Below are 21758 nucleotides of genomic sequence, written 5' to 3'. Positions count from 1 at the left end.
CACTCTCGGTTATTCATATGTAATAGCTTTAGTTCGATCACTAAATTTCTCTCCGTTATTTGTCCGAATAAAATAATGAACTTGGTACTTACCTTTATCCTTTATAGGGTATACAAGTTCTTGAGAATCTTGATACATAAGCTTATCAATCACGACATTATTTCTCCTAATATAAAAAGCATATTGAATATCTGGTTGATCCTCGATGTTGATCTTGAAATGGATTTTGTCAGCTTCAATTGAAAATTCTGTTCCTTCAAGGATTGATCCATTACTTATAAATAAGCTATCCATAGGCAGATGTAAGATAGCTTGTCCATCAACTTCTATTAAAAAGTATATATCTAATACCTTAGATCCTTTGATTTTCAAGTCCTTAATATTGAAAAAGGTTTCATCCTTAACAGGAACTTCGGAGATAACCTTTTCTTGATTTTTCACAACGATTTTCATTAGTATTGACTTATTCTGATTTGACAGCTCATAGTCCGCTTTTAAATTCCAACTTGCAGGCGACTGTTTTTGTAATTGCAGATTTCGAATGTTTATTCCATACATAATATTTGACATTTTCGTCATTAAAAAAAGTGGGAAATGAACTGCAATTGCATTATGGCTCTCAATTTGATTATTAACTGTTAATTGATAATCCATTCCAAATTTGTCCAATCTTTCAACGAATGGCGTAATATGACGTTTATATTGGATATCATTTTCACTCGTCAATAAATGAATCTTTGTTAAAGAATCTTCATTTAACTGTTTAAAAATCATGTCATTTAAATGATTAATTTGTTCTTCTCCTGGATTGTGACCAAGCATGTAGTCAGCTGTTTCCTTGGTGTTTCGTTGGATATAGTCCGCAATTCTTGTTTGGGGTGCTCCTGTTACAACGTGACCATAGTGATATTTTAACCCATAGTAAAGAGCAGCACTTCCTCCCTTCGAAGACCCCGCTGTAATGACATTTTCCTGGCTTATTCCATATTTTCTAGAAATAAAGTTAATTAACGATGCAATAGAGGACTCAACCTCATATTCTTCCCTCGAGCCTAAATAATAACTTCCTCTTGGCCCATAATTATCTAAAATAAATAATCTGTTACAATCTACATTTCTCAAAGTACGTATGTAATTATAGCTATTCGCCAATTTTGCATTAGGTGGATTAAAACCAGAAAAGACAACAACTAAAAAATCTTTGTTATGTTCTCCTTCTTCAAATACATAGCGAATCGGTAAATTGCTTTCGTATACATTTTCAGTAAATTTAAACATGGAGCCAGCTCCCTACTTACCAATTTTAGATATAAAAGATTCTTCCTTACTAAAACTATAATAACTAATTCCAAATGTAAACGCGAATTTTATAAAAACTAAGGAAACTTCTAATTTTCTCACAAGTTTTCATATTCTTTCGATGTACTAAAGAAAAAACACCCTTAACAGGGAGTTTTCAAATAAAAATGATCTAAACAATGATTTTTCTGCCTACTGAGATGTATGTAATTTTTTCCTTTTTTGCCATTTCTAATGAATAACAGTTTCTCCCATCAATAACATTGGGATATTTCATATATTCCTTATATTTCCTTAAGGGATAATTTAACACGTCCTCCCACTCTGTCGCAATAAACGTTACCTCTGCATGTAGAATAGTTTCATCAATTGTTTCGTAATAAGAAACCAAATCACCTAATACTTTTTTTGCTGATTTTAGGGCAATCGGGTCATAAACATGTATATCAGCACCTTGCTCTAATAAGCTTTTTATTAATATTAAGGCAGCAGACTCTCGGATATCATCCGTATTAGGCTTAAATGCTAGCCCTAATACCGCAACCTTTTTTCGTTCAAGATTCCCTATTTGATTCTTTGCTTTCTGAAGTAATAATAAAGGCTGTTTATTATTCACATTAATTACAGACTCTAAAAGCTGAAAGCGATGTTGTAAGTCTCCAGCCAATTGCACAAGTGCCTTCGTATCCTTCGGAAAACAGGATCCCCCATACCCCAATCCTGCCTGTAAAAACTTAGGACCGATCCTCTCGTCCATCCCAATGCCTTTTGAGACATCCTCAATATTGGCTCCAACCTTTTCACAAATGTTCGCAATCTCATTGATAAAGCTTATTTTTGTTGCCAAAAATGCATTAGAAGCATATTTAATCATTTCTGCACTTTCAATATCTGTATGAACAATAGGAACGTTCAATGGGGCATAAAGTTCTTCCATTTTCAAAGCAACCTCTTCATTTTCACAACCGATAACAATTCTATCTCCATTAAACGTATCATGGAGAGCAGACCCTTCTCTTAAAAACTCCGGATTCGAAACGATATGTATTTGACATGGTTGGGTGAGATCTTCTTCAATCCATTTTTTAACTTTACGATTTGTACCTACCGGCACTGTGCTTTTTGTTACAATAATGATTTCATTTTTTGTTATGTATTTTGCAATATGCTCAGCAACACTTTGAACGTAGGATAAATTTGCAGAACCATCCTCTTTTTCGGGGGTACCGACTGCGATTATGACAATTTCCGGACCCTTGTACGACAACTCAGGATTTGAAGTAAAAAACAACCGTTTTGACCGTTGATTTGTTCTTAGGATTTCATCTAATCCTGGCTCATAAATTGGTGTGTTTCCTTCTGATAATTGAGCAATCTTTTCTGTATCAATATCAAAACATGTTACATTATGACCAATTTCAGCTAAAGCAACCCCGGTAACTAACCCGACATAACCTGTACCAGCTACAGTAATTTTCAAGTCGTTTCCTCCTCAAGAGAATTTAGTTTCCTATCTGTGTTTGCTTTCCAACAATTTTCTCAAGATAGTCTAACAACTCTGTTTTCAAATCTTCTCTTTGTAATGAAAAATCAATTGTTGCCTTAATGAATCCTAGCTTATCGCCAACATCATAACGTTTTCCTTTAAAATGATAGGCTAATACACGCTGCTGTGTAGAAAGCTGCTTCAATGCATCTGTTAATTGAATTTCTCCACCTGAGCCAGGTTCTTGTACAGCTAATAGATCAAGGATTTCCGGGCTTAGAATATACCGTCCCAAAATAGCACTATTTGATGGTGCTTCATTTTGCTTAGGCTTTTCAACCATGTCATTCACATGAAATATATCTGTTGCTAACTCTTCTTTGTAACTTACAATTCCATATTTCGAAACATCTTCATGAGCAACTTTTTGTACACCTACTACGGTACTATTAAATTCTTCATATACATCAATTAATTGCTTTAAGCATGGAGTTGAATCCGTCTGGACAATATCATCACCAAGCATGACAGCGAAAGGTTCATTTCCAATAAAACGTCTTGCACAATAAATCGCATGTCCAAGACCTTTTGGTTCTTTTTGTCTTATATAATGAATGTTTGCTAATTCTGATATTTGCTGAACTTCCTCTAATATGTCCCACTTTTCTTTATTCGCTAAAGTCTCCTCTAGTTCATAGGATTTATCAAAATGGTCTTCAATGGCACGTTTCCCTCGACCACTTACAATTAATATATCTTCAATACCAGAGGCAACAGCTTCTTCAATAATGTATTGAATCGTTGGCTTATCAACAATCGGCAGCATTTCCTTTGGTTGTGCTTTCGTCGCTGGTAAAAAACGAGTACCTAACCCTGCAGCAGGAATAATCGCTTTCTTAATCTGCATATGAACTCCTCCTAAAATCACTTGATACATATTTTTGTATGGGTACGCTGGATGTCTTTTATATTAATTTATATTCATTGTATCGTATTTTATCTTATTAAAAGTAAAGATTTTGTTAATTTTAATTAAAGTTGACCGTGTGAAAAATGGCCTTTAATTAAACAAACTCCACAATTAGAACTGGTAAAAGTAAGAATGTATATCTTCCCCTGACCTCACTAAACAATTTTCACACAAAAAAAACACAGGATCATCTCCTGTGTTTATTTCGCAACAAAATATTCAACTAAGTACTCCGCCCAAACAGCAAAACCTTCTTCATTCACATCATTATCTTCTGTTAAGTATTTTTTCATTTCAGGATCATCAAGCTCTGGCCAATTTTCCCAGTGGTTCAAATATACCATCTTATTTTTTTCAGCATGAGTTTCTAACTGTTTAACTTCACTAGGATAATAAGTAGCATTATAGAGCGGTTGTGACGGCTGAACCATCAAAACAAGATTCTCATTTGTACCTTGCCAGGACTCGTACATTTTCTCAAGGTTCTCAAGAGTATTAGTAATCCCGACATCTCCGTTATCCTCTAGCATCGGTGCTTCAAATAATAGTATATCAGGGTTTAACTCATTTATTTCTTTATATGAATTTTCATTTATTATGTCACGTGTTGTATTTGTACCTGTTGATATGGCTGTGATATTAAATACATCCTCACCATATGCAGTTGTCAGTTCCTGTTTAAATGAATCAATCCAGGCGCCTTCTACTTCCGTTGTTCCATAAATAACAAGTTTCACTGGCTCATCAGTGTCGATAGCTGTTTTTATTTTTTTCTGTGCAGCTTCCGGGAGGTTTGCCATATATGTTTCTGCATCTGAATTCACTTGCTTTTGTTCTACCTTTTCCACCGGATCAGTTTTTTCTTGAGCTGGTTCACTTTGTGCGGTTATTTTTTCATTCCAATGAAGATTACCAAATATAATTGCAGCACCGCACACAATAAGTGTTACTATAACCATAATTTTTTTCACTATATGAGTCCTCCAATTTTCGACATTTCTATATAAAATTATACACATTCTATAAGGATCTACAAACAATTTCCATATCTGTCTTTTAAATTATTGGTAGGAAATCATTTGTAGATGCTTCATTATCTCAAGCTCTTCCATGTGTTTTTGTTTAGTTGTCTCTTTATTAAGGGATTTTAGGCACTCTTCTAATGAGATGCACATTCCGCTCTCAACTAATTTGAGCATTTTTCCAATTGAGCTTGGGGTCATATATGATGGAGGAATTGGTGACTTAGCCAAATCTTGTAAGATCTTAAATCGAAGCTGATCCAGTTCATAAATGGACATCGATGATTTCGCTATTAGTTCTTGCTTTTCTTTTTGAGCATGATCCGTTTGTGCCATCCTTTTCATAACAAACATGTACACACTAACGGCTAGAACCATTTGAATGATTGTAATCAAAAAAAGAACGGACCTTTCTACTTTAATAAATGTACTGATTGTTAGTGTCGCTATAAGAATTGCGGTAAGAATTCCTATTATATAGATAGCATGTTGTTTAAAAGGAATAGAAGGTTCCTTTAGTTGAATTTTTCTTGATTGAAAATCTTCATAGCTATTCATTAACGTTAAAAGTAGCTTTTGAACATATTGTAAATGGTTTGTTAACTCTTGGCCTGTCATACTACTACTCCTTTACGAAATACTTGTAAGATTTTATGTAAAAAAAGAGTCGTAATTCAAATAATTGTCGTCCATTTATTATTTCGGCTAAAATATATGAATTTCTTTAGAGGAATTAAACAAAAAGCTATGTTAATTGATTATGTTAAGTTAATATTTGCTACAAACTTTTGGTCTAGAACAAAGGACTGGTGATTTTCGAATAGCACTGATGGATATTATTAAAGAGATTTAAAAACTACCCGCAGATCAACTGTAGTTAACCCCCCCCCATGGTATGATAGAGGTTTATTCTTTACGGAAGGTATCGGAGCTAATAGGTGTCCATCACGTCACTCTATTCTACTGTCGGCGCAAAATTTTATATGCCCCGAAACTGATGACATCGATCATTCCTTAGGTATCATCGTAATGGACGATACCTATTTCCTGTACTCTGAAAAAGGGAAAGGAAAATAACTGGCCCCGCAAGCATGGCGATTCTTCCCACTTTCTTGGTATCAGCAAGGAAGAAATCTGTGTCTTGGTTGCGTGAGACTGCCAAAAAACAAACCTTTTGAAAGGTGCTAGGACAGGGTCGCATCGTTAAAACGAAACTTGATGAAGCAATCAGCTCTAAGGTATCCCCAACAAATACCCTTTGCCAGATGTCTGGAGGCCTTTCAAAGCTTAGACAAAGGAACAAGGAATTGAGCATTACCCGTACAAACCTGATGGAAAGGAAAGGGTCAAAGGGCTTTATCATATCTAAAGTGTCAATAACTATCTTAACCGCGTAAAGGGCTAGATGAACCGTTCTATGGTGTGGCGACAAAGAAACTGGACCATAAGTTGAGCTTGTTTCTATTTTTGGATGTGATCGTTTCATAACGATTCAACAACGGTTAGTAAATTAATTGTTGATAATTCTTATTTCCGTCCGTTACTACTTAGATAAATTAAGGTTATCTACTTTCAGAGTATCATAATCTTGTCAACTTACGGTGCAGGTTTACTTAAGATATTTTTAATTCTGTTAGGCATTATAATTTTCTTTTGTAATGGAGTTGAGAAAGTGGAAGTATTGGTTTACACGTTAATTTTGTTTATACTCCCGTTTATTTACCAAAACAAAATCATATTATTTCTTTATATGAAGAGTAATTCTTTATTCGCGGCAGTATTTCTCACTAGTTTAGTTAACTTAATCTTTTACTCTTGTGGAATTATAGTATGGACGTATTATAGTTTTAACGCCGATACAGGATGGGATATAGAAACCTTAATTTTGAGTGGGATTGTATTTACAAACCTCGTTTTAATAACGAATTTATTGATCATGATTATTTATGTAAATGTTAGAAAAAAACACTTAATTCAGCCAAAGCAAGGGTGCTAATCTTCAATGAAGTTTTAAGACAAGGATCCAATTACGGTTCTTGTTTTTTGTCATTTATCAACAAAATTATTTAACATAGCTAAACAAAAAAGAGAGCCTAAGCTCCCTTTTTCGTGTTATGCTTTCTTCCTTTTTTGGATAAACAGAATGCCGCTACCTACTAACAAAACAATTATACCTAGTAGAAGGAGGTTATGTGTCATTGTTGCAGTATTTGGTAATTTTCCACTCTTGTTCGTTTCTTTGTTTTTCTTTGTTTTTTCGGTTTTTACTTTGTCCTGTTGACTTGGTTTGTTAACTTTAACTGGCTGTGAATCTGTTTGTTCTTCATCATCAGGTTCTACTGCGGGTGGTGTTTGTTCATCAGGGTTTTCATTTAAAAGAAAGTAAATTGGGTTATTGAGATAATCTTTATTCTTTTCAATCTCGAATTGGAAGGTGATTTCCTCTTCTTCTGTAGTAAACAGGATCTCATATTCCCCTACTGGAAGAGTTAATACATCTACCGCTTCTTCTCCTGTATGATCCCATAGTCTACCGTCTTCATCAGACCATCCGTAGAAGTATGGTTCTTCTGTTTCCGGATCGATTCCGTATAAATCAAACATGACGTCAACAGCAGGATTTTCTTCTGTGTCATAGACGTATAAGGCAACATCTTTCATTGAGCCTTCTGTTGGTAATGTTGTAACATCAGCAGATACGTATCCATAATACTCTTCTGCTTCGACCATAACTTCAACATAATAAGCTGTATTAGGCTTAAGTTCTGTAAATTGATAACTTGTTTCAGCGCCAGTCAGTTCAGTTTGTTGAGCTGGAACTTCTTCATAATTTTCATAAAGATTGACCGTATATACACCATCTTCTTTTGCTAAATTCTTTGGCATCATTGGATCCCATGAAACAGAGATCGATGTATCGGTTACTTCATCAATATAAAGGTCAGGTGTGTTATCTACATCAAGATTGACTTGAACATCGTATGATCTTAGTTCTTCCACAACTTGAAGAGCCTCATCATCTAATGGTACTCCATATAGAGATAGATACTGCAGGCTATACAAATCTAACAAAGGTCTAAGATCTGTTACATTTGTTTCATCTAAATTCAAATCACTTAATTCTTCAAACTGAGCTAAAATTGAAAGATCTTCAATTGGATTGCCACTTATATCCAAAGAATAAAGATTGTTTTTAGATGCAAGCAATGGTGTAATGTCTGTAATTTGATTGTTTGCCAAACTGATGAAATTCAGCTTTTTTAATGATGAAAAAGCTGAGATATCTTTGATGCCGTTGTTTTGTAATGTGATATCAGTTAAATTTTTCAATCCTTGTAAGAAGGATAGATCATCAAGCTGATTATTGACAATACTAAGTGATTGCAGCTTTTTCATGTTTTTCAGAACAGTATAATCTTTAATCGGTGTGTCATAGATACTTATATAATTTAATTGTGGTAATTGCGCTAATGGAGCTAAATCCAATTCTTCGGTATTGCCAAATACATTGAAGTCAAATAAATTTGTCGCATATTCCAAGCCCGATAGATCTTTAATATCTCCTTCAAATAAGTAAAGAGAGTTCAGGTGCTCCATGTCGCTTTCTACTGGATCACGCTCCAGACCTAGCTCTGCTTGAATAAGGTCTTTTAAGTTTTGATCTTTAAATGGAATGACCTCACCTGTTGGTTTGTCCCAAGTTGTTTCCGTTACTGTGCTGGTGAAGAGCAGGTTTTTCTTAGTATCATAAGCACGTACTTCAATTTCATACTCTTTATTATAGGTTAGACCTTTAAGCTCGTAGTATGTTTCGTCGGCAGGTAATGTTTCAATAACCTGTCCATTAAGAAGAACGTCATATCTTGAAATTTCTTTTTCTCCATAATAGTCGATCATGAGCTGCATGGAATTCTCCGTTACGGTTCCTACATATACTTCGAACCATTCTTCTTCCTCGGTATTTTCATACTCGATATAAACATTGTTTTCTTTAAGGATTTTGATTACATCCATAGCTTTGTTATTCCCAGATAAATCTACCCCGTAAAGAGATACGTACTCTAATTCTTTTAAATCTAGTAATCTATCTATATCTTCAAGCAATGTATAACTTAGACTTAAATCTTTTAATTTAGAGCGCACATCAAGGTCATCAAGTGATTTAATTGGATTTTCATCCGCACTTAGAGAAGTTAAGTTTTCTAATTTTTCTACCCCTTCTAGGCTTGTTAACTTGTTACCGTAAACAGATAGAAACGCTAACTGATTTAATTTCGGAAGTGTACTTAGGCTTTCTAACCCGTTGTTGTCTATTGAAAGATCTTCTAGAGCTTGTAAGTTCGCTAAGAAGGATAAATCCGTCACCCCAGTGTTCCCTAAACCTAGGCTGGTTAGATTTGTTAACCCGCTTAATGGAGTGAAATCTGAAATTGGATTTCCATCAAGGTACACATACTTCAAGTTTTGAAGTGATGCTAATTGGCTAATATTGGATACTTTGTTTGTTGATAGATATAGATACTCGAGATTTGTCGCTGTCTCAAGCCCTGTTAAATCCGTAATTCGTTTACGCTCAAGACTTAATTCTTTTAAGTGTTTCATATCACTTTCAACAATTTTACGTTCCAGACCAAATTGCTTCTGAAGTGCTTTTTCTAATAGTGGATCTTTGAACGTAACTTCTTTACCTCCAGTTGGATCTGCAAGGGTTTGAAATTTCTCTTTAGCTTGTCCAATCAACTCCCCATCATTGTTATAAGCAAAGATTTCAAGTGAATATTCTGTATTTGCTGTTAGACTAGTTAATGTATAACTCGTTTCATCGTCTGGTGAGATCGTACTAACTTCATTTCCATCAACTTTTAATTGATACTGAGCAACATCTTCTTCGCCTTCATATTCCCAGTTGATGATGGCTCTGTTTTCGTTTGCTTTAATTGATGAGAAATAGACATTAAAATAATCGTCATGTACAATCTCTACATTTGCTGCTTCTAATACAGCAACTTCATCTTTCAATAGAAAATAACGATCACCAAACATTGTAATGGAAGTAAGAGATAGATCCTTAAGAGGCAAAATCGTATTCAACTCAAGGTAACTAATATCTATATTCCTTAAGGATATTAATGCAGCCAAAGACGTCAGGTCTGTTACATTCGTCAAGCTAATATCTAATGTTTCCAGCTTTGTTAAGTTTTTTAATGAATCTACATTCTTAAATTCATTTCCTGATAAATTAAGCTTTGTTACATTCACTGCTTTTTCTAGCCCGGTAAGATTTTTGATGTTTTGATAAGAAGCATCAAGCTCTGTCAGACTCTCTATGTCTTTCACGGAAATTTCATCTGTTTGAATTCCTAATTGTTGTTTGATTGCACGCTTAAGCGCTGAGTCCGGAATGGAAACCGTTTCTGTGGATGCTTTTTTGATTTCTTTTGTGGTACTTGGTTTAGAAACTGGAGTTTCGGTATCTGTTGTTGTACTTGATGGTACTTCTTTTCCTTCCGCCTCTTCTGTTTTCACTGTTTGTGAGGCTTCTGTTATCACCTTTTCATTTTGGATCGCCCGTACATCTACTGAATAGCTTGTACCACTTGTAAGGCCTTCCAGCTCATATATACTTACATTCTCTGATTGCTCAATCGTTTTACCATTTATAATTAATTGATAAGCATCTGCCTGTTGAATGTCTGACCATGAAATTGTCAGCGAATTTTCTGTAATGTTTGTGATTTTCAACATTAATTCTTGGATTTCCTGTTTATACGTTACACTAAGAGGATTTGTCTGAAGAGAAGCTTCACCAGTTTTTTTCACTATATAAGTGTATTCCCCACCTGCTACAACATCTGTATCAAGAAGTTGGTATGTTCTCTCAATCTCATTTTCATTCACAACTGTATTCAGTTCTTTAATTGATTCTGTAGAAAGTTCTTCCTGATTTTTTTCTACACTAAAAACTTCCTCGCCAGGTGATGTACTGACTGTTTTCCACTGAAGTTGAATACCTTCTTCTGTGTTAACCGCAGGTAAAAATGTAATACTGCTACTTTCTTCCGCATCTACCTTCTGTACGAAAGGCACAAAAATGGAAAAAACCAGGGTGAAAACTAGTGATAATGTAACAAACCGTTTTTTCAAGTTCGTCTTTCCTCCTATAAAATTCTATATTTTAACAAATAAATTATAATTTTTTATTTTGCTTTTGCCTATCTTATTATTTAGACAAATTTCTACAAAGAGTGAAACCTTTTATTTTGCCCATACGTCATATAACTGGAAACATTTTTTTACAAAAAATGATTGTGATAATAGTCACAGAGCAATATAATCTTTATAGGCTATTATGAAAATAACTCTAAAAGGATGATATAGAACATGAGAGAAAGCAAAAAGAAGAAGAAAAAGTGGCTGTGGATCACATTAAGTATCATTGGTCTTCTTGTTTTAGGTACTGGTGGCTATGCGTTTTATTTATATAAATCTGCTGCTGATACAGTGGCCAGCATTCAGGAAGATCTTGATCGGGATAAATCAGAAAAACGAACAGAACAGGTTGTGTTCGAAGAAAAAGATCCTATTTCGATTCTCTTAATGGGTGTGGATGAACGTGACGGTGACCGTGGTCGCTCTGACTCTCTAATTTTAATGACTGTAAATCCAAATACCAATACAACTCAAATGGTGAGTATTCCACGTGATACGAGAACAGAGATTATTGGTAAAGGTAAGCAGGACAAAATTAACCATGCGTATGCCTTCGGTGGTACAGAAATGGCTATTAATACAGTAGAAAACTTCTTAGATGTACCAGTCGATTATTTTGTAAAAATCAATATGGAAAGCTTTAAAGATACAGTTGATGCGGTTGGCGGTGTAGAGGTAAATAATACATTGAATTTCTCATACGATGGATATGACTTTCCTGAAGGTAAAATCACACTCGATGGTGATAAAGCATTAGCTTTTACAAGAATGCGAAAAGAAGATCCACGAGGTGACTTCGGTCGACAAGAACGTCAACGTCAAATAATAGAAGCCGTAATTAAAAAAGGTGCTAACGTCTCTTCTATTACAAAATTCGGTGATATGTTCGGTGTTGTCCGTGATAATGTAAAAACAAACCTAACATTTGATGAAATGTGGGATATTCAAGCTAATTATAAAACAGCTGCACAAAACCTTGAGCAGTTCCAAGTAGAAGGCTCTGGCGATACAATCGATGGTATTTATTATTATATCGTTCCTGAAGAAAATCGTTTAGCCCTATCTGATCAGCTAAAGGAACATCTTGAAATCAGCACAAATACAGCAAGCACAAATTGATTTTTAGGAAGTTAGTCCTATTTTACAAGGACTAACTTTTTTTATGTCATTTTTTGTTATAATTCATAAGAATGGGGAATTTTATCAGAAGTGGTCGCCAAGATTTTCATATCATCTATTAGGCATAATTTTATGAGGATTCCATATTCTTTTATAGAAATCATCTGTTGGGAGGGATCATTTTTGGAATTTTCTTTTGGATTTATTATATCGATTATAATCGCTATATACTTAGCAATTGATGCTCCAAAGCATAACAAGAATCCATGGCTTTGGGGAATTTTAGGCTTCTTATTTGGACCAATCGTGTTAGGTATATACTTAATCGTCACAGGCAGAAAAGTGGCCGGCTGGATCATCTTGGTTATTTCCATCCTGCTTATCATTCTTGTCATTCTCTTATTCGCAGTTGGAATGTACTTCATCTTTAATGGTATGTAAAGTGGACCGAGGGGACAGGTTCCTTGTCCCAAGGAGGGACAAGGAACCTGTCCCTCTAGTCCTTTTAATATTGCCACACGATTCTCCATTCACCCTCGTGTTCTACTGCATAGACATTCTGTAAGATCGTGAAGTCCCCGAATTTGCTTTTAAATTGTTGTTCAGCGGTCAATTTATAAGCGGTAGGGAACGTCTCTTGATCTTCTGCCATTTTCCAGTTTTGAATTTCTTCTTCCTCTACGATTTCATACTCAAATGTCGTAACACCGTAGTGGCTCATGTAGATGTGTGAACGCTCTGTTACATAAGCATTTTTTGAAAAGCGCTCCTGCATGGCAGGGTGAAACAGTTCCCATGCGCTGCCAAAGTCACCTTCCTGTTCATAATGATAAAAAGTTGAGACAATATCCTCAGGGTCATTATTGGCAAAACTTGAAAATAAACGAACTGATACAATCAAAACAATCATCAAAATAATGATCACAATAACCAATGGAACTGCATTTCCTCGGCGTTTCCTCAATTTGCAACACCTCGCTGTCTAAGTAATACAAGGTATGTACCAAATTGGACAGATATTCTTCTTACCTATTTTCAAAAAACTGGTATAATAGATTTTTAAATATTTTCCGGAGAAATGAGTGATGAAATGAAGGATGGCATTTTGTTTCTTGTTGAGGTCATGAACAATTTACACGATGTATTGATTGTCATTATTAATGATATTTTAGGCTTACAGATGACAGACAAAGACATGCATTTTTGGATAATGGGTGTAATTGGAATGGTAACATTCATTGCTGTTTATATGATCTCAAAATGGCTATCACAATTTCCGTTTGGTATTCATTTAATTGCTTTTTTATATACATTAACGTTTATGTTCGTCCTCGTCTTCGCCATCGAAATTCAGCAAGCGATCACAAGCAGAGGAAATATGGAATTCGCTGATGCGATTGTCGGGTTATGGGGATACATTGCGCTATTCCTTGTATATGCTGGAATACTGGTATTCTTTATCCTGGTTAAAGCATTATTTAGGAAAGGGAAACATAAAAAAGACGAGTTGGACGTGTAAGAAGGAGCAGCATGGGTGGTCCACGGGGACAGGTCCCTTGTCCCTATTCTAGTAAACTATAGTGCAATTCCGCTAACATTGCCTACTTTTTTTGCAAGTTAAATATAATTGCCTCCTCTCTTGATTAAACCCTAAAGAAATGGACAAAACTAAGCAGGAGAGGAGGAAGATCAAAATGGATATTAGAAGAGTCACTATTTTTGCCTTTATCTTGTTGATTGTTTTATTTTTAGGGAGTAAATATGCCTTCGGAGATTTCAATGAAAAGCCTGTTACAATCCACAGTCCGCAACGTGAAATCACTAAGGAATTAACCGCCCCGAATAAAACGGTCTTTTATCAAACACAGGTTGATCATGTTGCAGTAACCAATCAAACCCATTCACTCGAGGAAATAAAAGCGAATTATCAAACTAAATTTGAAGAGCTTCAATCAAAAACAAATAGCCAAATTGATACCTTAGTTGAGAAAGCACTCCATGATTTCAAAGCCTACATAAATAAAGAGTATTCTGATGATTCACTGAAAACGCTCTATCAAAGCTATGCTGCTCAAGGGCAAAAAATTGAGCAACAGACAGAAATAGACTTTCAGACGTTGTATCAGGAACTCAAACTCGAGCTTGCCCAAAACGGATATCCCGAGGATGAAGCAGTAGAGTTTAAACAAATATATGAGCAACAAAAAGAAGAACGGAAATCAGAAATCCTCAAACAGGCACTTTCCCTTGTTCGGGAATAAAATATTGAGTGATTTTGCTTTGTTTTTTTAATTAAGCTATCTAAATAAGATTTATTTACGATTTTTGATTTGTTTTTTTCGATTTTGGTAACTTATTTTCGATTATTAGAATTTATTTACGATTCTCACTAACTTATTTTCGATTAGACAATTTTCGCCAAAATTCGCCCCCTCTCCAGGTCTGCACGTGCACAACTTGTGCTGGGGAGCTGGATGTTGTGCACCTAACTTTAAAGACAAAAAAGCCGTGTGCTACTAAAGCACACGGCTTTTCCTTATTCCTACATCCCTGCTAATTTCTTCTTCAAATCTGTCTCCATCAACGCTAAATCCTGTTCGGCTTGAAGTCGCTTCGCACGTCCTTCTGCTTGAATACGGAGTGTCTCCTCTAGTGTTGAAATCAAGTGGTCTTGAACCTTTTTCAATGTATCTACATCGACAAGTCCTCGCTCGTTTTCCTTCGCTGTTTCCAGCGTATTGACCTTAAGCATTTCTGCGTTTTTCAACAGTAAATCATTTGTTGTTTTTGATACGAGTTTCTGTGCTTCTACTGCGTCTTTTTGGCGAAGTAGTGTGAGTGCGATGGCTACTTGGTTTTTCCAGAGCGGAATCGCCGTTGTGATGGATGATTGAATTTTTTCAACTAATGCCTGGTTTGCGCTTTGTATTAAGCGGATTTGCGGGGCACTTTGCATGGTAACTTGTCTGCTTAAGACAAGATCATGTGTCCGTTTTTCCAAGCGGTCGGCAAATTGCATAAGATCATTAACCTCTTGAAAGGCCATTTGATCTTGTGTGAGTTCTGCTTTTTTCTTTAGCTCCGGAATTGTTTTGTTTTGCAATTCTTCAAGTTTCAGTTCACCTGCTGCAATATATACATTTAACGCATGGAAGTATTCCTTGTTTTGCTCGTAAAGCTGTTCAAGTACTTGGATATCTTGAAGTAAGCCTGTTTTGGAATGATCGAGCTTGACGCTAATTCGATCGATTTGGGCGCCTGTTTTTTGGTATTTTGTTAATACTTCTTGAACAGAGTTAGAGATTTTCCCAAACATTTTTGAGATAAGCCCGCGTTTTTCCGGCTTTAATGCATCTGGGCTCACTTGTTCCAGCTTCTTCATTAGGTCTCCAATGATTTGTCCAATTTCACCGGTGTCCTTTTTTTGGACATGATCAAGCATAGAGTGTGAAAAACTTAATAGTTTTGATTGAGCTTGTGTTCCGTATAATGCGATGGCCTGCTGGTTTTTTGGATCGATTTGTTCAGCTAGCTGAATTGCCTTTTTACGGTTTTCCTCTGGTAAAACATCTAGCAGCTTGACTGGCTTTTCTGCTTCAGGTTCTTTATTTACAACAAGTTCCTCTTCCCCAAACGGGTTTGATAGCAAATCATCAAGTTGATTATGACTCATAAATAGTGCCTCCTCTTATTTTTTCACCGTTTTATCGATTGTTAACTTTGCAACATCCAATTCAAAATTCAACTGAGATATATCCTTCGATAACACATCATGTAAATCCTGTTCAAGTGAGTCAGAAAGCTGTGATATCGTGCGGCGTGTTTCAGTTAATGATTGTGACAGCTCACTAGTTTTCGAAGGCTGGCCAGCTAAAAATGCATACTTTTCACTTAGCTCAACAAGAGAATCCAGATGTGAATAATAAAATGATTCCGCTAAATAAAAGCGCTTTGGCTCTTTTTTCGTGATGGTATAAATTCGATTTACTACTCGATACATCTCAATGTTTTGTTTAATCGTTGAAATCGTTCGTATGCTAAAAAGTGCCTTGCGGAGTCGTTTTATTTTCTGATCCGCTTCTTTTAAGTGTCTTTTAATATAGGCATATTCTTTTCTCGACAGTTGATTTTGCTTTAAGAAATGCTGATGGGTGAGTGCCTTTGTTGAAAAAAATACAGCTGTTCCCCCACCAAGGGCATATGCGCTTGATAATAGAAACGTCTGATCTAATGGAAAAAAACTAACCAGCCAAATCGATCCCGTTGACATGGTTGCAGCTGTTGATTGTATAAAAAAATGGACAACTTGCTTCATCATTATCGTCTCCTATAGATAACTTTCACTTCTTATTAAATAGTACGATTGAAGCGCGTGATAAGTTTCATTTTTCATTAAGTTTTCGCCTATTTACTTGAACATACTTCAGCTCTTGACTAAAATCAAATTTTGTATACTTTGCTCATCGTAAAAACTTAGTTTAATATAGAGAATGGATTAGAAAAGCGGAAGCGCCTTGATCAGCTTCGGGGCTAGGCGCTGTAGCTAGACACCAAAACTATGTATAAATATAAACTCCTTAATATGTTTAGAAAGAAATGATAGGTGATGAAAGTGGAACCAAGACGTAATGACCCGTGTATATGCGGAAGCGGGAAAAAATATAAAAAGTGCTGTATGAAGAAATCAAGTGTTATTCAGCTGCACGAAGTAAAGGAAGAGCGTTTTTATCAGCAAAAGCATATGCTGACACTTAAAATAAAGGATTTCATTTATAAAGAGCTGCCTGCTAGTCAGCAATACAAATTATTTAGTGAGTTTAAAAAAAGAACTGAGTACACTCTTTCTAGTAAAAATGAAAACCCATTTTTTGAGTTTTGGCTTATCTTTTTCCATCGTTATGAAAATGGACTGCGTGGGATTGAATGGTTTATTTCAACCCAAGAGAAACGTCTTTCACAGGATGAACTTGAAATGGCTCAAACATGGAAGTCTCTGACTCCAAAGCTGGTTCAAGCTGTTGACCACGATGAAAAAAGCGTCATTTTCAAGGATATGCTAACAAGTGAAACCTATCCTCTAGCAAAAATGGAGGAGAATCTTAAAGATACGGTTGCACCTTGGAGCAGTACATTCGCTCTGATTGAGCAATTTGACTCATTATCCTATTTTAACGGAGTCCGAATCGTTCAAGGTCCGGAAAACATTGAAAAAGCGAGAAATGTGATAACAGAGCTTCAAAAAGAACATAATCTATCTGCCGAACAAGTTATGATGGATTATTATCCTGAAGTGTTGGCTGCCTTTAATATGGTAAAAGTTCGGGAAAACACCGAAAAAACTGCCATTACTCAATATATCAATAGATATCAGATTCTTAATCAGCAAGCACTGTTCGATTTACTCCAAGCTGAGCCTCACTTTTTAATCGACAAATGGGAGAACCAGCTGAAAGTAAGTAATTGGGTGAATGCTTGGTATCAATATACTGACAATGCACTAACCGAACCGATCAATATTGGAAATGTGATCGGAACACTCACAATTGAGGGTAATACGTTAACATACATCACCCTTAAAGAGGATACGATAGAAGAATTGCAATCGATCATTCATTCAGGCCTCATGACATTGCTGGATGAACAGCAGAAAACAATGGAGGTCCCGAAAACGGTTGAGCTGAAAAACACAGTGGCTTCCTTACCGGAGGGTGCTCCACAATATATGATGCTTTACGCTAACCATGATATACGGTTAGATTTGGATAGAAAGCTTCCACACTTCGGAGACAAATCTGTACTAGACTTAGTGAATGAAGGACAAACAGATGTGGTTGAAGCATATTTACAGCAGCGAGAAAACAATTTATTTACGCAAGCACAACGTGAATACAAGCAAATCGAGATCACAGCTGATTTCAACAGTGTTCGAAAAGAACTCGGTCTGCCCCTTTCACCATTTGTCACAGGTGGAACTGAGCGTGTCACAACCATGACCGAAATTGTCTCGACGAATGAAGGAAAAACACTCGTAAAAGAAGAAGATATCCCTGTTTATGAATTATTAGGATTCACTCCATCAACAGTAAATACCTTTTATTCAGAAGACCTTGTTACGTTCTTCAAGGAAAAAACAGACGGAAAATCAGACCTCACATTACGAAAATATCGAAACTGTTTATTTGATTTAAGAGAAATTCTAGAAGGACATGCGGTTGACAGCTGGGATGCATGTGACGAGGATTTTTGGAAGCAAGTATGCTTAAAAGACCTCCCTTCACTCTATGACCCAATGAGCAAAACCGTTGTAAAAGACTTTATGAGCACATTAAAAGCTCTAACAAAATGGCTTGTGAAGGAAGATAAAGCAACATTGATTGCAAAAGCAGTAGGTCATATTGCTAAAGATGCTGAGGAACAGTTAATTGAGTATGTAGAAGGACAAAAAGTGAAATAATTTTTAAGTAGGGACTTTCTCCTGTGATAAGGGGTGAGTCCCTTTTTTAAAGAAAATTTTTTGAAGGTTCTTTGTAGGTTGATTGGAGCGGAAATCATCCCACACAACACTAATTATGATCCTACAAAAAAAGAGCGCGAACCCGCACTCTCCCTACGCAGCAACCTCTTCAAAATCAGGTTGACGATATATTTTCCTCATAAAATAACCAACAATCACTCCCACAAGCGCCGGTAAAATCCAGCCAACACCCTGCTCATAAAGAGGAATAACCCCTAACACATCATCTAACATCCCATTTAAAAACGTTGTATTAATCGTTTCAATCACACTAAATACAGCTGTGAATATCGTCGCAACCAAATAAACAGAATGACTCACCCTGTTATCAACAAGTCCAAGCAAAATTAAGACAACAGCAACCGGATAAATAGCTCCTAAAATTGGAACAGAAATCGATAAAATCTGGTTCAACCCTAAATTCGCAACCAATAAGCTAAGCACAGCAAGAATCACAGCCCACTTTTTGTACGAAAGCTTTGGAAATAACGTAGAAAAATACTGACTGCATGAAATAATGAGACCGATACATACGCATAAGCAAGCTAGAGTAAAAAGTAAACCAAGCAAGATAATGCCAATACTGCCAAATAATTCATTCATCACATTCGTTAATACTCCTGCACCATTTTCAGCTTCACCAAGAGATGCGCTTGATGCACCCAAGAATCCGAGAATCGTATAAATGGATGCAAGTAAGATTCCAGCACCTAGACCTGCAAAGCCCATATATTTTGAAACAAGCTTTGTGTCCTGTACTCCTTTAGAACGGATCGTATTCGCAACAACAATTCCAAACACCAAAGCAGCTAGTGCATCCATTGTTAAATAGCCATCCATAAACCCTTGAAAAAACGAATTATCCTGATACGCACCTGTTGCTACAGTAAATTCCCCCATCGGTGTAATCAGGCTTTTTACAAAAATGAGTGCAATCATGATTAATAAAATAGGTGTTAATAGTTTCCCAAACCGATCAACAAGCTTCGATGGTTGTAAGCTTAACCACAATGTTACAGCGAAAAAAATGACTGTATACACAGCTAACATGACGGGTTGATTCATCAATGTTTCAGGTAAAAATGGCTTCATCCCCATTTCATAAGCAATCGAACCTGCTCTTGGAATCGCCAAACCAGGTCCAATGGAAACATAGATTAATAATGGAAATAAAAAGGCGAAAATTGGATGAACACGGTTTGCGAGTGTATGAAAACTGCCAGCCTTGGCAACAGCTAGAACACCAAGAATTGGCAAACCTACTGCTGTTGTAATAAAGCCTGCGAGAGAAAGCCACACATCTTCTCCTGCAGAACTACCTAAAAATGCTGGAAAGATAAGGTTTCCTGCACCAAAAAACATCGAAAAAAGCATAAAACTAATAAAAATAAGTTCATTTTTCTTTAGCATGGTTAACCAAGCTCCTTCCGTATAATAGGGTGAATTATAACAAGGAGCCACTATAAAATCTAGTCTATTAAAAATAGATAGAGTATTAAAACAATTAAGATTATTCTAATATAAATTTTAAAATTGGAAGTTATTATAAAATTTATTTTTTTCTATAAAATTCTTATAATTTATGCTACACTATCCTTTGTGTCGAAATTTAGGGAATTTTATTAATATAGCTTTTCAGGAGGAAATTATGAAACAAACACAATCCGGTAAGCAAACAATTGTTATCGGTTTAATGCTATTTGCGCTCTTTTTTGGTGCAGGAAATATGATTTTCCCACCAGCTTTGGGACAACAGGCCGGAGTCCATACTTGGACAGCCATTTTAGGATTTTTAATTACCGGAGTGGGTCTACCATTTTTAGGAATTGTTGCGATTGCACTATCAGGTAATGACATTCAAACCATCGGAAACAAAGTTCACCCAACATTTGGTCTGATTTTTCCGATTATTTTGTATTTAACCATTGGCCCATTTTTCGGAATTCCAAGAACCGGGACAGTTTCTTATGAAATTAGTGTGATACCGTTTCTTCCGGAACAATTAATAGATACAAAAACACCTCTATTCATTTATACTGCCATCTACTTTGCGATAACGTATTGGTTATCATTAAATCCGAGCAAATTAGTTGATAGAATTGGAAAAATACTGACACCCGCTTTATTAACTATTCTTGTTATCTTAACTGGAAAAGCACTGCTCACACCGATGGGAAGTTTTCAAGCGCCACAAGGTGATTATGTAGATGGTGCGTTTTTCAAGGGATTTTTAGAAGGATATTTAACAATGGATACGTTAAGTGCTCTTGTATTTGGTATCGTGGTGATTTCTTCCATTAAAGAGCAGGGAATAAAAGATCGGTTTGCCATTACGAAAGTATGTATTAAGGCAGGACTTATCGCAAGCGCAGGGCTTGTGTTTGTTTATGCGTCACTAGCATTTATCGGCGCTTCAAGCGTATCATCAATAGGATATCTAGACAACGGAGGCGCTATTTTATCCTCAACAGCCAGTGTTCTATTCGGTCCTCTTGGAAAAATAGTGCTGGGACTTGCGATCACATTTGCTTGTTTAACAACAAGTGTGGGTTTGATATCTGCTTGCGGAAACTACCTATCAAAGGCATTTCCGAAATTAAGGTATAAACGAATCGTTCTTATTTTATCTATATTCAGTACATGTGTAGCGAACTTCGGCTTATCACAACTGATTTCTTTGTCAGTTCCATTGTTAACAGCTATCTATCCTTTAGCGATTGTTTTGATTTTGTTATCGTTTTTGGAGTATGTATTTCCAACAAAATCAATTGTATATATCATTAGTTTAAGTATCACGGCCGTTTTCAGTATCATTGATGGATTGAAGGCTGCGGGTGTGAATGTGGATGGATTGAATTTAGATTTTATCCCATTATTTACGATTGGAATTGGTTGGTTTGTACCTGCTGTTGTTGGGATAGTAGTTGGATATTTGATTAGTATGGTAAATAGAGCTTAGCCCTGGGAGGATTACTTTCAGGGTTTTAGTTTGTCGCTTTTAAAAACTTAGTCCGTTGCATTGTGCTCCACTATCAGCTTTCAAAATATTCAAACGCAACAACCTCTCCATTTAATTAATAGAAACAAATAACTCTGAATACACTTTATTAGGTATCTTTTTAAAGGAGCTGAGAACTA

Annotated in this window: 16 protein-coding genes and 1 pseudogene; 7 read left to right on the top strand and 10 right to left on the bottom strand. The window is 35.9% G+C overall.

Annotated features, from left to right (window positions below; genetic code table 11):
• Positions 1–9 precede the first annotated feature (9 nt).
• The 5 genes from LC095_RS16925 to LC095_RS16905 all read right to left on the bottom strand — a co-directional run bounded on the left by LC095_RS16925 (position 10) and on the right by LC095_RS16905 (position 5395).
• Positions 10–1278 carry an accessory Sec system protein Asp2 gene (locus tag LC095_RS16925; RefSeq protein WP_226529252.1) on the bottom strand — a complete coding sequence of 423 codons (1269 nt, stop codon included), beginning with the start codon at positions 1276–1278 and terminating at the stop codon, positions 10–12.
• Between the two features lie 193 nt (positions 1279–1471).
• Positions 1472–2779 (bottom strand): UDP-glucose dehydrogenase family protein, encoded by a 1308-nt coding sequence (locus LC095_RS16920; protein WP_226529251.1) that lies wholly within the window; start codon positions 2777–2779, stop codon positions 1472–1474.
• Positions 2780–2801: 22 nt separating this feature from the next.
• Positions 2802–3692 carry a UTP--glucose-1-phosphate uridylyltransferase GalU gene (gene galU, locus LC095_RS16915; protein ID WP_226529250.1) on the bottom strand — a complete coding sequence of 297 codons (891 nt, stop codon included), beginning with the start codon at positions 3690–3692 and terminating at the stop codon, positions 2802–2804.
• Between the two features lie 263 nt (positions 3693–3955).
• Positions 3956–4726, bottom strand: coding sequence for a hypothetical protein (locus tag LC095_RS16910; protein WP_226529249.1), 771 nt, complete (start codon positions 4724–4726; stop codon positions 3956–3958).
• 90 nt (positions 4727–4816) lie between these two features.
• Positions 4817–5395, bottom strand: a complete 579-nt coding sequence (locus tag LC095_RS16905; protein WP_226529248.1) for a hypothetical protein — start codon at positions 5393–5395, stop codon at positions 4817–4819.
• A gap of 277 nt (positions 5396–5672) precedes the next feature.
• On the opposite strand from LC095_RS16905, the pseudogene LC095_RS27285 reads away from it, so the two are divergent.
• Positions 5673–6143 (top strand): annotated as a pseudogene (locus LC095_RS27285) (IS1595 family transposase); the annotation flags it as partial.
• 746 nt (positions 6144–6889) lie between these two features.
• On the opposite strand, the gene LC095_RS16900 reads toward LC095_RS27285, so the two are convergent.
• Positions 6890–10921, bottom strand: a complete 4032-nt coding sequence (locus LC095_RS16900) for a leucine-rich repeat domain-containing protein (protein ID WP_226529247.1) — start codon at positions 10919–10921, stop codon at positions 6890–6892.
• A gap of 237 nt (positions 10922–11158) precedes the next feature.
• On the opposite strand from LC095_RS16900, the gene LC095_RS16895 reads away from it, so the two are divergent.
• Together LC095_RS16895 and LC095_RS16890 are read left to right on the top strand one after the other, a co-directional pair.
• A complete protein-coding gene (locus LC095_RS16895; RefSeq protein WP_226529246.1) occupies positions 11159–12106 on the top strand; it encodes a LytR family transcriptional regulator in 948 nt (315 codons plus the stop codon).
• 183 nt (positions 12107–12289) lie between these two features.
• A complete protein-coding gene (locus tag LC095_RS16890) occupies positions 12290–12547 on the top strand; it encodes a hypothetical protein (RefSeq protein ID WP_226529245.1) in 258 nt (85 codons plus the stop codon).
• 64 nt (positions 12548–12611) lie between these two features.
• On the opposite strand, the gene LC095_RS16885 is transcribed toward LC095_RS16890, so the two are convergent.
• Entirely contained in the window at positions 12612–13070 is a 459-nt protein-coding gene (locus LC095_RS16885; protein WP_226529244.1) for a hypothetical protein, read from the bottom strand.
• A 114-nt stretch (positions 13071–13184) separates the two neighbouring features.
• On the opposite strand from LC095_RS16885, the gene LC095_RS16880 reads away from it, so the two are divergent.
• Together LC095_RS16880 and LC095_RS16875 are read left to right on the top strand one after the other, a co-directional pair.
• Positions 13185–13625 carry a hypothetical protein gene (locus LC095_RS16880; RefSeq protein WP_226529243.1) on the top strand — a complete coding sequence of 147 codons (441 nt, stop codon included), beginning with the start codon at positions 13185–13187 and terminating at the stop codon, positions 13623–13625.
• 175 nt (positions 13626–13800) lie between these two features.
• Positions 13801–14367 carry a DUF515 domain-containing protein gene (locus LC095_RS16875; RefSeq protein ID WP_226529242.1) on the top strand — a complete coding sequence of 189 codons (567 nt, stop codon included), beginning with the start codon at positions 13801–13803 and terminating at the stop codon, positions 14365–14367.
• 281 nt (positions 14368–14648) lie between these two features.
• On the opposite strand, the gene LC095_RS16870 is transcribed toward LC095_RS16875, so the two are convergent.
• Both LC095_RS16870 and LC095_RS16865 read right to left on the bottom strand, forming a co-directional pair.
• Entirely contained in the window at positions 14649–15779 is a 1131-nt protein-coding gene (locus tag LC095_RS16870) for a toxic anion resistance protein (protein WP_226529241.1), read from the bottom strand.
• A gap of 15 nt (positions 15780–15794) precedes the next feature.
• Positions 15795–16421, bottom strand: coding sequence for a 5-bromo-4-chloroindolyl phosphate hydrolysis family protein (locus tag LC095_RS16865; protein WP_216775279.1), 627 nt, complete (start codon positions 16419–16421; stop codon positions 15795–15797).
• Positions 16422–16712: 291 nt separating this feature from the next.
• On the opposite strand from LC095_RS16865, the gene LC095_RS16860 reads away from it, so the two are divergent.
• Positions 16713–18560 (top strand): SEC-C metal-binding domain-containing protein, encoded by a 1848-nt coding sequence (locus LC095_RS16860; protein WP_226529240.1) that lies wholly within the window; start codon positions 16713–16715, stop codon positions 18558–18560.
• A gap of 153 nt (positions 18561–18713) precedes the next feature.
• Here LC095_RS16860 and brnQ (LC095_RS16855) read toward each other — a convergent pair whose 3' ends face one another.
• A complete protein-coding gene (gene brnQ, locus LC095_RS16855; protein ID WP_226529239.1) occupies positions 18714–20030 on the bottom strand; it encodes a branched-chain amino acid transport system II carrier protein in 1317 nt (438 codons plus the stop codon).
• Between the two features lie 238 nt (positions 20031–20268).
• Here brnQ (LC095_RS16855) and brnQ (LC095_RS16850) point away from each other — a divergent pair, with 238 nt between their 5' ends.
• Positions 20269–21579, top strand: a complete 1311-nt coding sequence (brnQ, locus tag LC095_RS16850; protein WP_226529238.1) for a branched-chain amino acid transport system II carrier protein — start codon at positions 20269–20271, stop codon at positions 21577–21579.
• Positions 21580–21758: the final 179 nt, after the last annotated feature.

The organism is Metabacillus niabensis (genome assembly GCF_020524345.1).
GTDB lineage: Bacteria > Bacillota > Bacilli > Bacillales > Bacillaceae > Metabacillus > Metabacillus niabensis_B.
The sequence above is the reverse complement of the archived record's forward strand: the minus strand, read 5'-3'. Positions and strand labels throughout refer to the sequence as shown.

Bases quoted from the DNA above. Each gene is read 5' to 3' on its own strand.
- brnQ (WP_226529239.1), bottom strand. From the start codon at position 20,030: ATGCTAAAGAAAAATGAACTTATTTTTATTAGTTTTATGCTTTTTTCG.
- LC095_RS16875 (WP_226529242.1), top strand. From the start codon at position 13,801: ATGGATATTAGAAGAGTCACTATTTTTGCCTTTATCTTGTTGATTGTT.
- LC095_RS16865 (WP_216775279.1), bottom strand. From the start codon at position 16,421: ATGAAGCAAGTTGTCCATTTTTTTATACAATCAACAGCTGCAACCATG.
- LC095_RS16860 (WP_226529240.1), top strand. From the start codon at position 16,713: ATGAAAGTGGAACCAAGACGTAATGACCCGTGTATATGCGGAAGCGGG.
- LC095_RS16905 (WP_226529248.1), bottom strand. From the start codon at position 5,395: ATGACAGGCCAAGAGTTAACAAACCATTTACAATATGTTCAAAAGCTA.
- LC095_RS16880 (WP_226529243.1), top strand. From the start codon at position 13,185: ATGAGTGATGAAATGAAGGATGGCATTTTGTTTCTTGTTGAGGTCATG.
- brnQ (WP_226529238.1), top strand. From the start codon at position 20,269: ATGAAACAAACACAATCCGGTAAGCAAACAATTGTTATCGGTTTAATG.
- galU (WP_226529250.1), bottom strand. From the start codon at position 3,692: ATGCAGATTAAGAAAGCGATTATTCCTGCTGCAGGGTTAGGTACTCGT.
- LC095_RS16895 (WP_226529246.1), top strand. From the start codon at position 11,159: ATGAGAGAAAGCAAAAAGAAGAAGAAAAAGTGGCTGTGGATCACATTA.
- LC095_RS16925 (WP_226529252.1), bottom strand. From the start codon at position 1,278: ATGTTTAAATTTACTGAAAATGTATACGAAAGCAATTTACCGATTCGC.
- LC095_RS16870 (WP_226529241.1), bottom strand. From the start codon at position 15,779: ATGAGTCATAATCAACTTGATGATTTGCTATCAAACCCGTTTGGGGAA.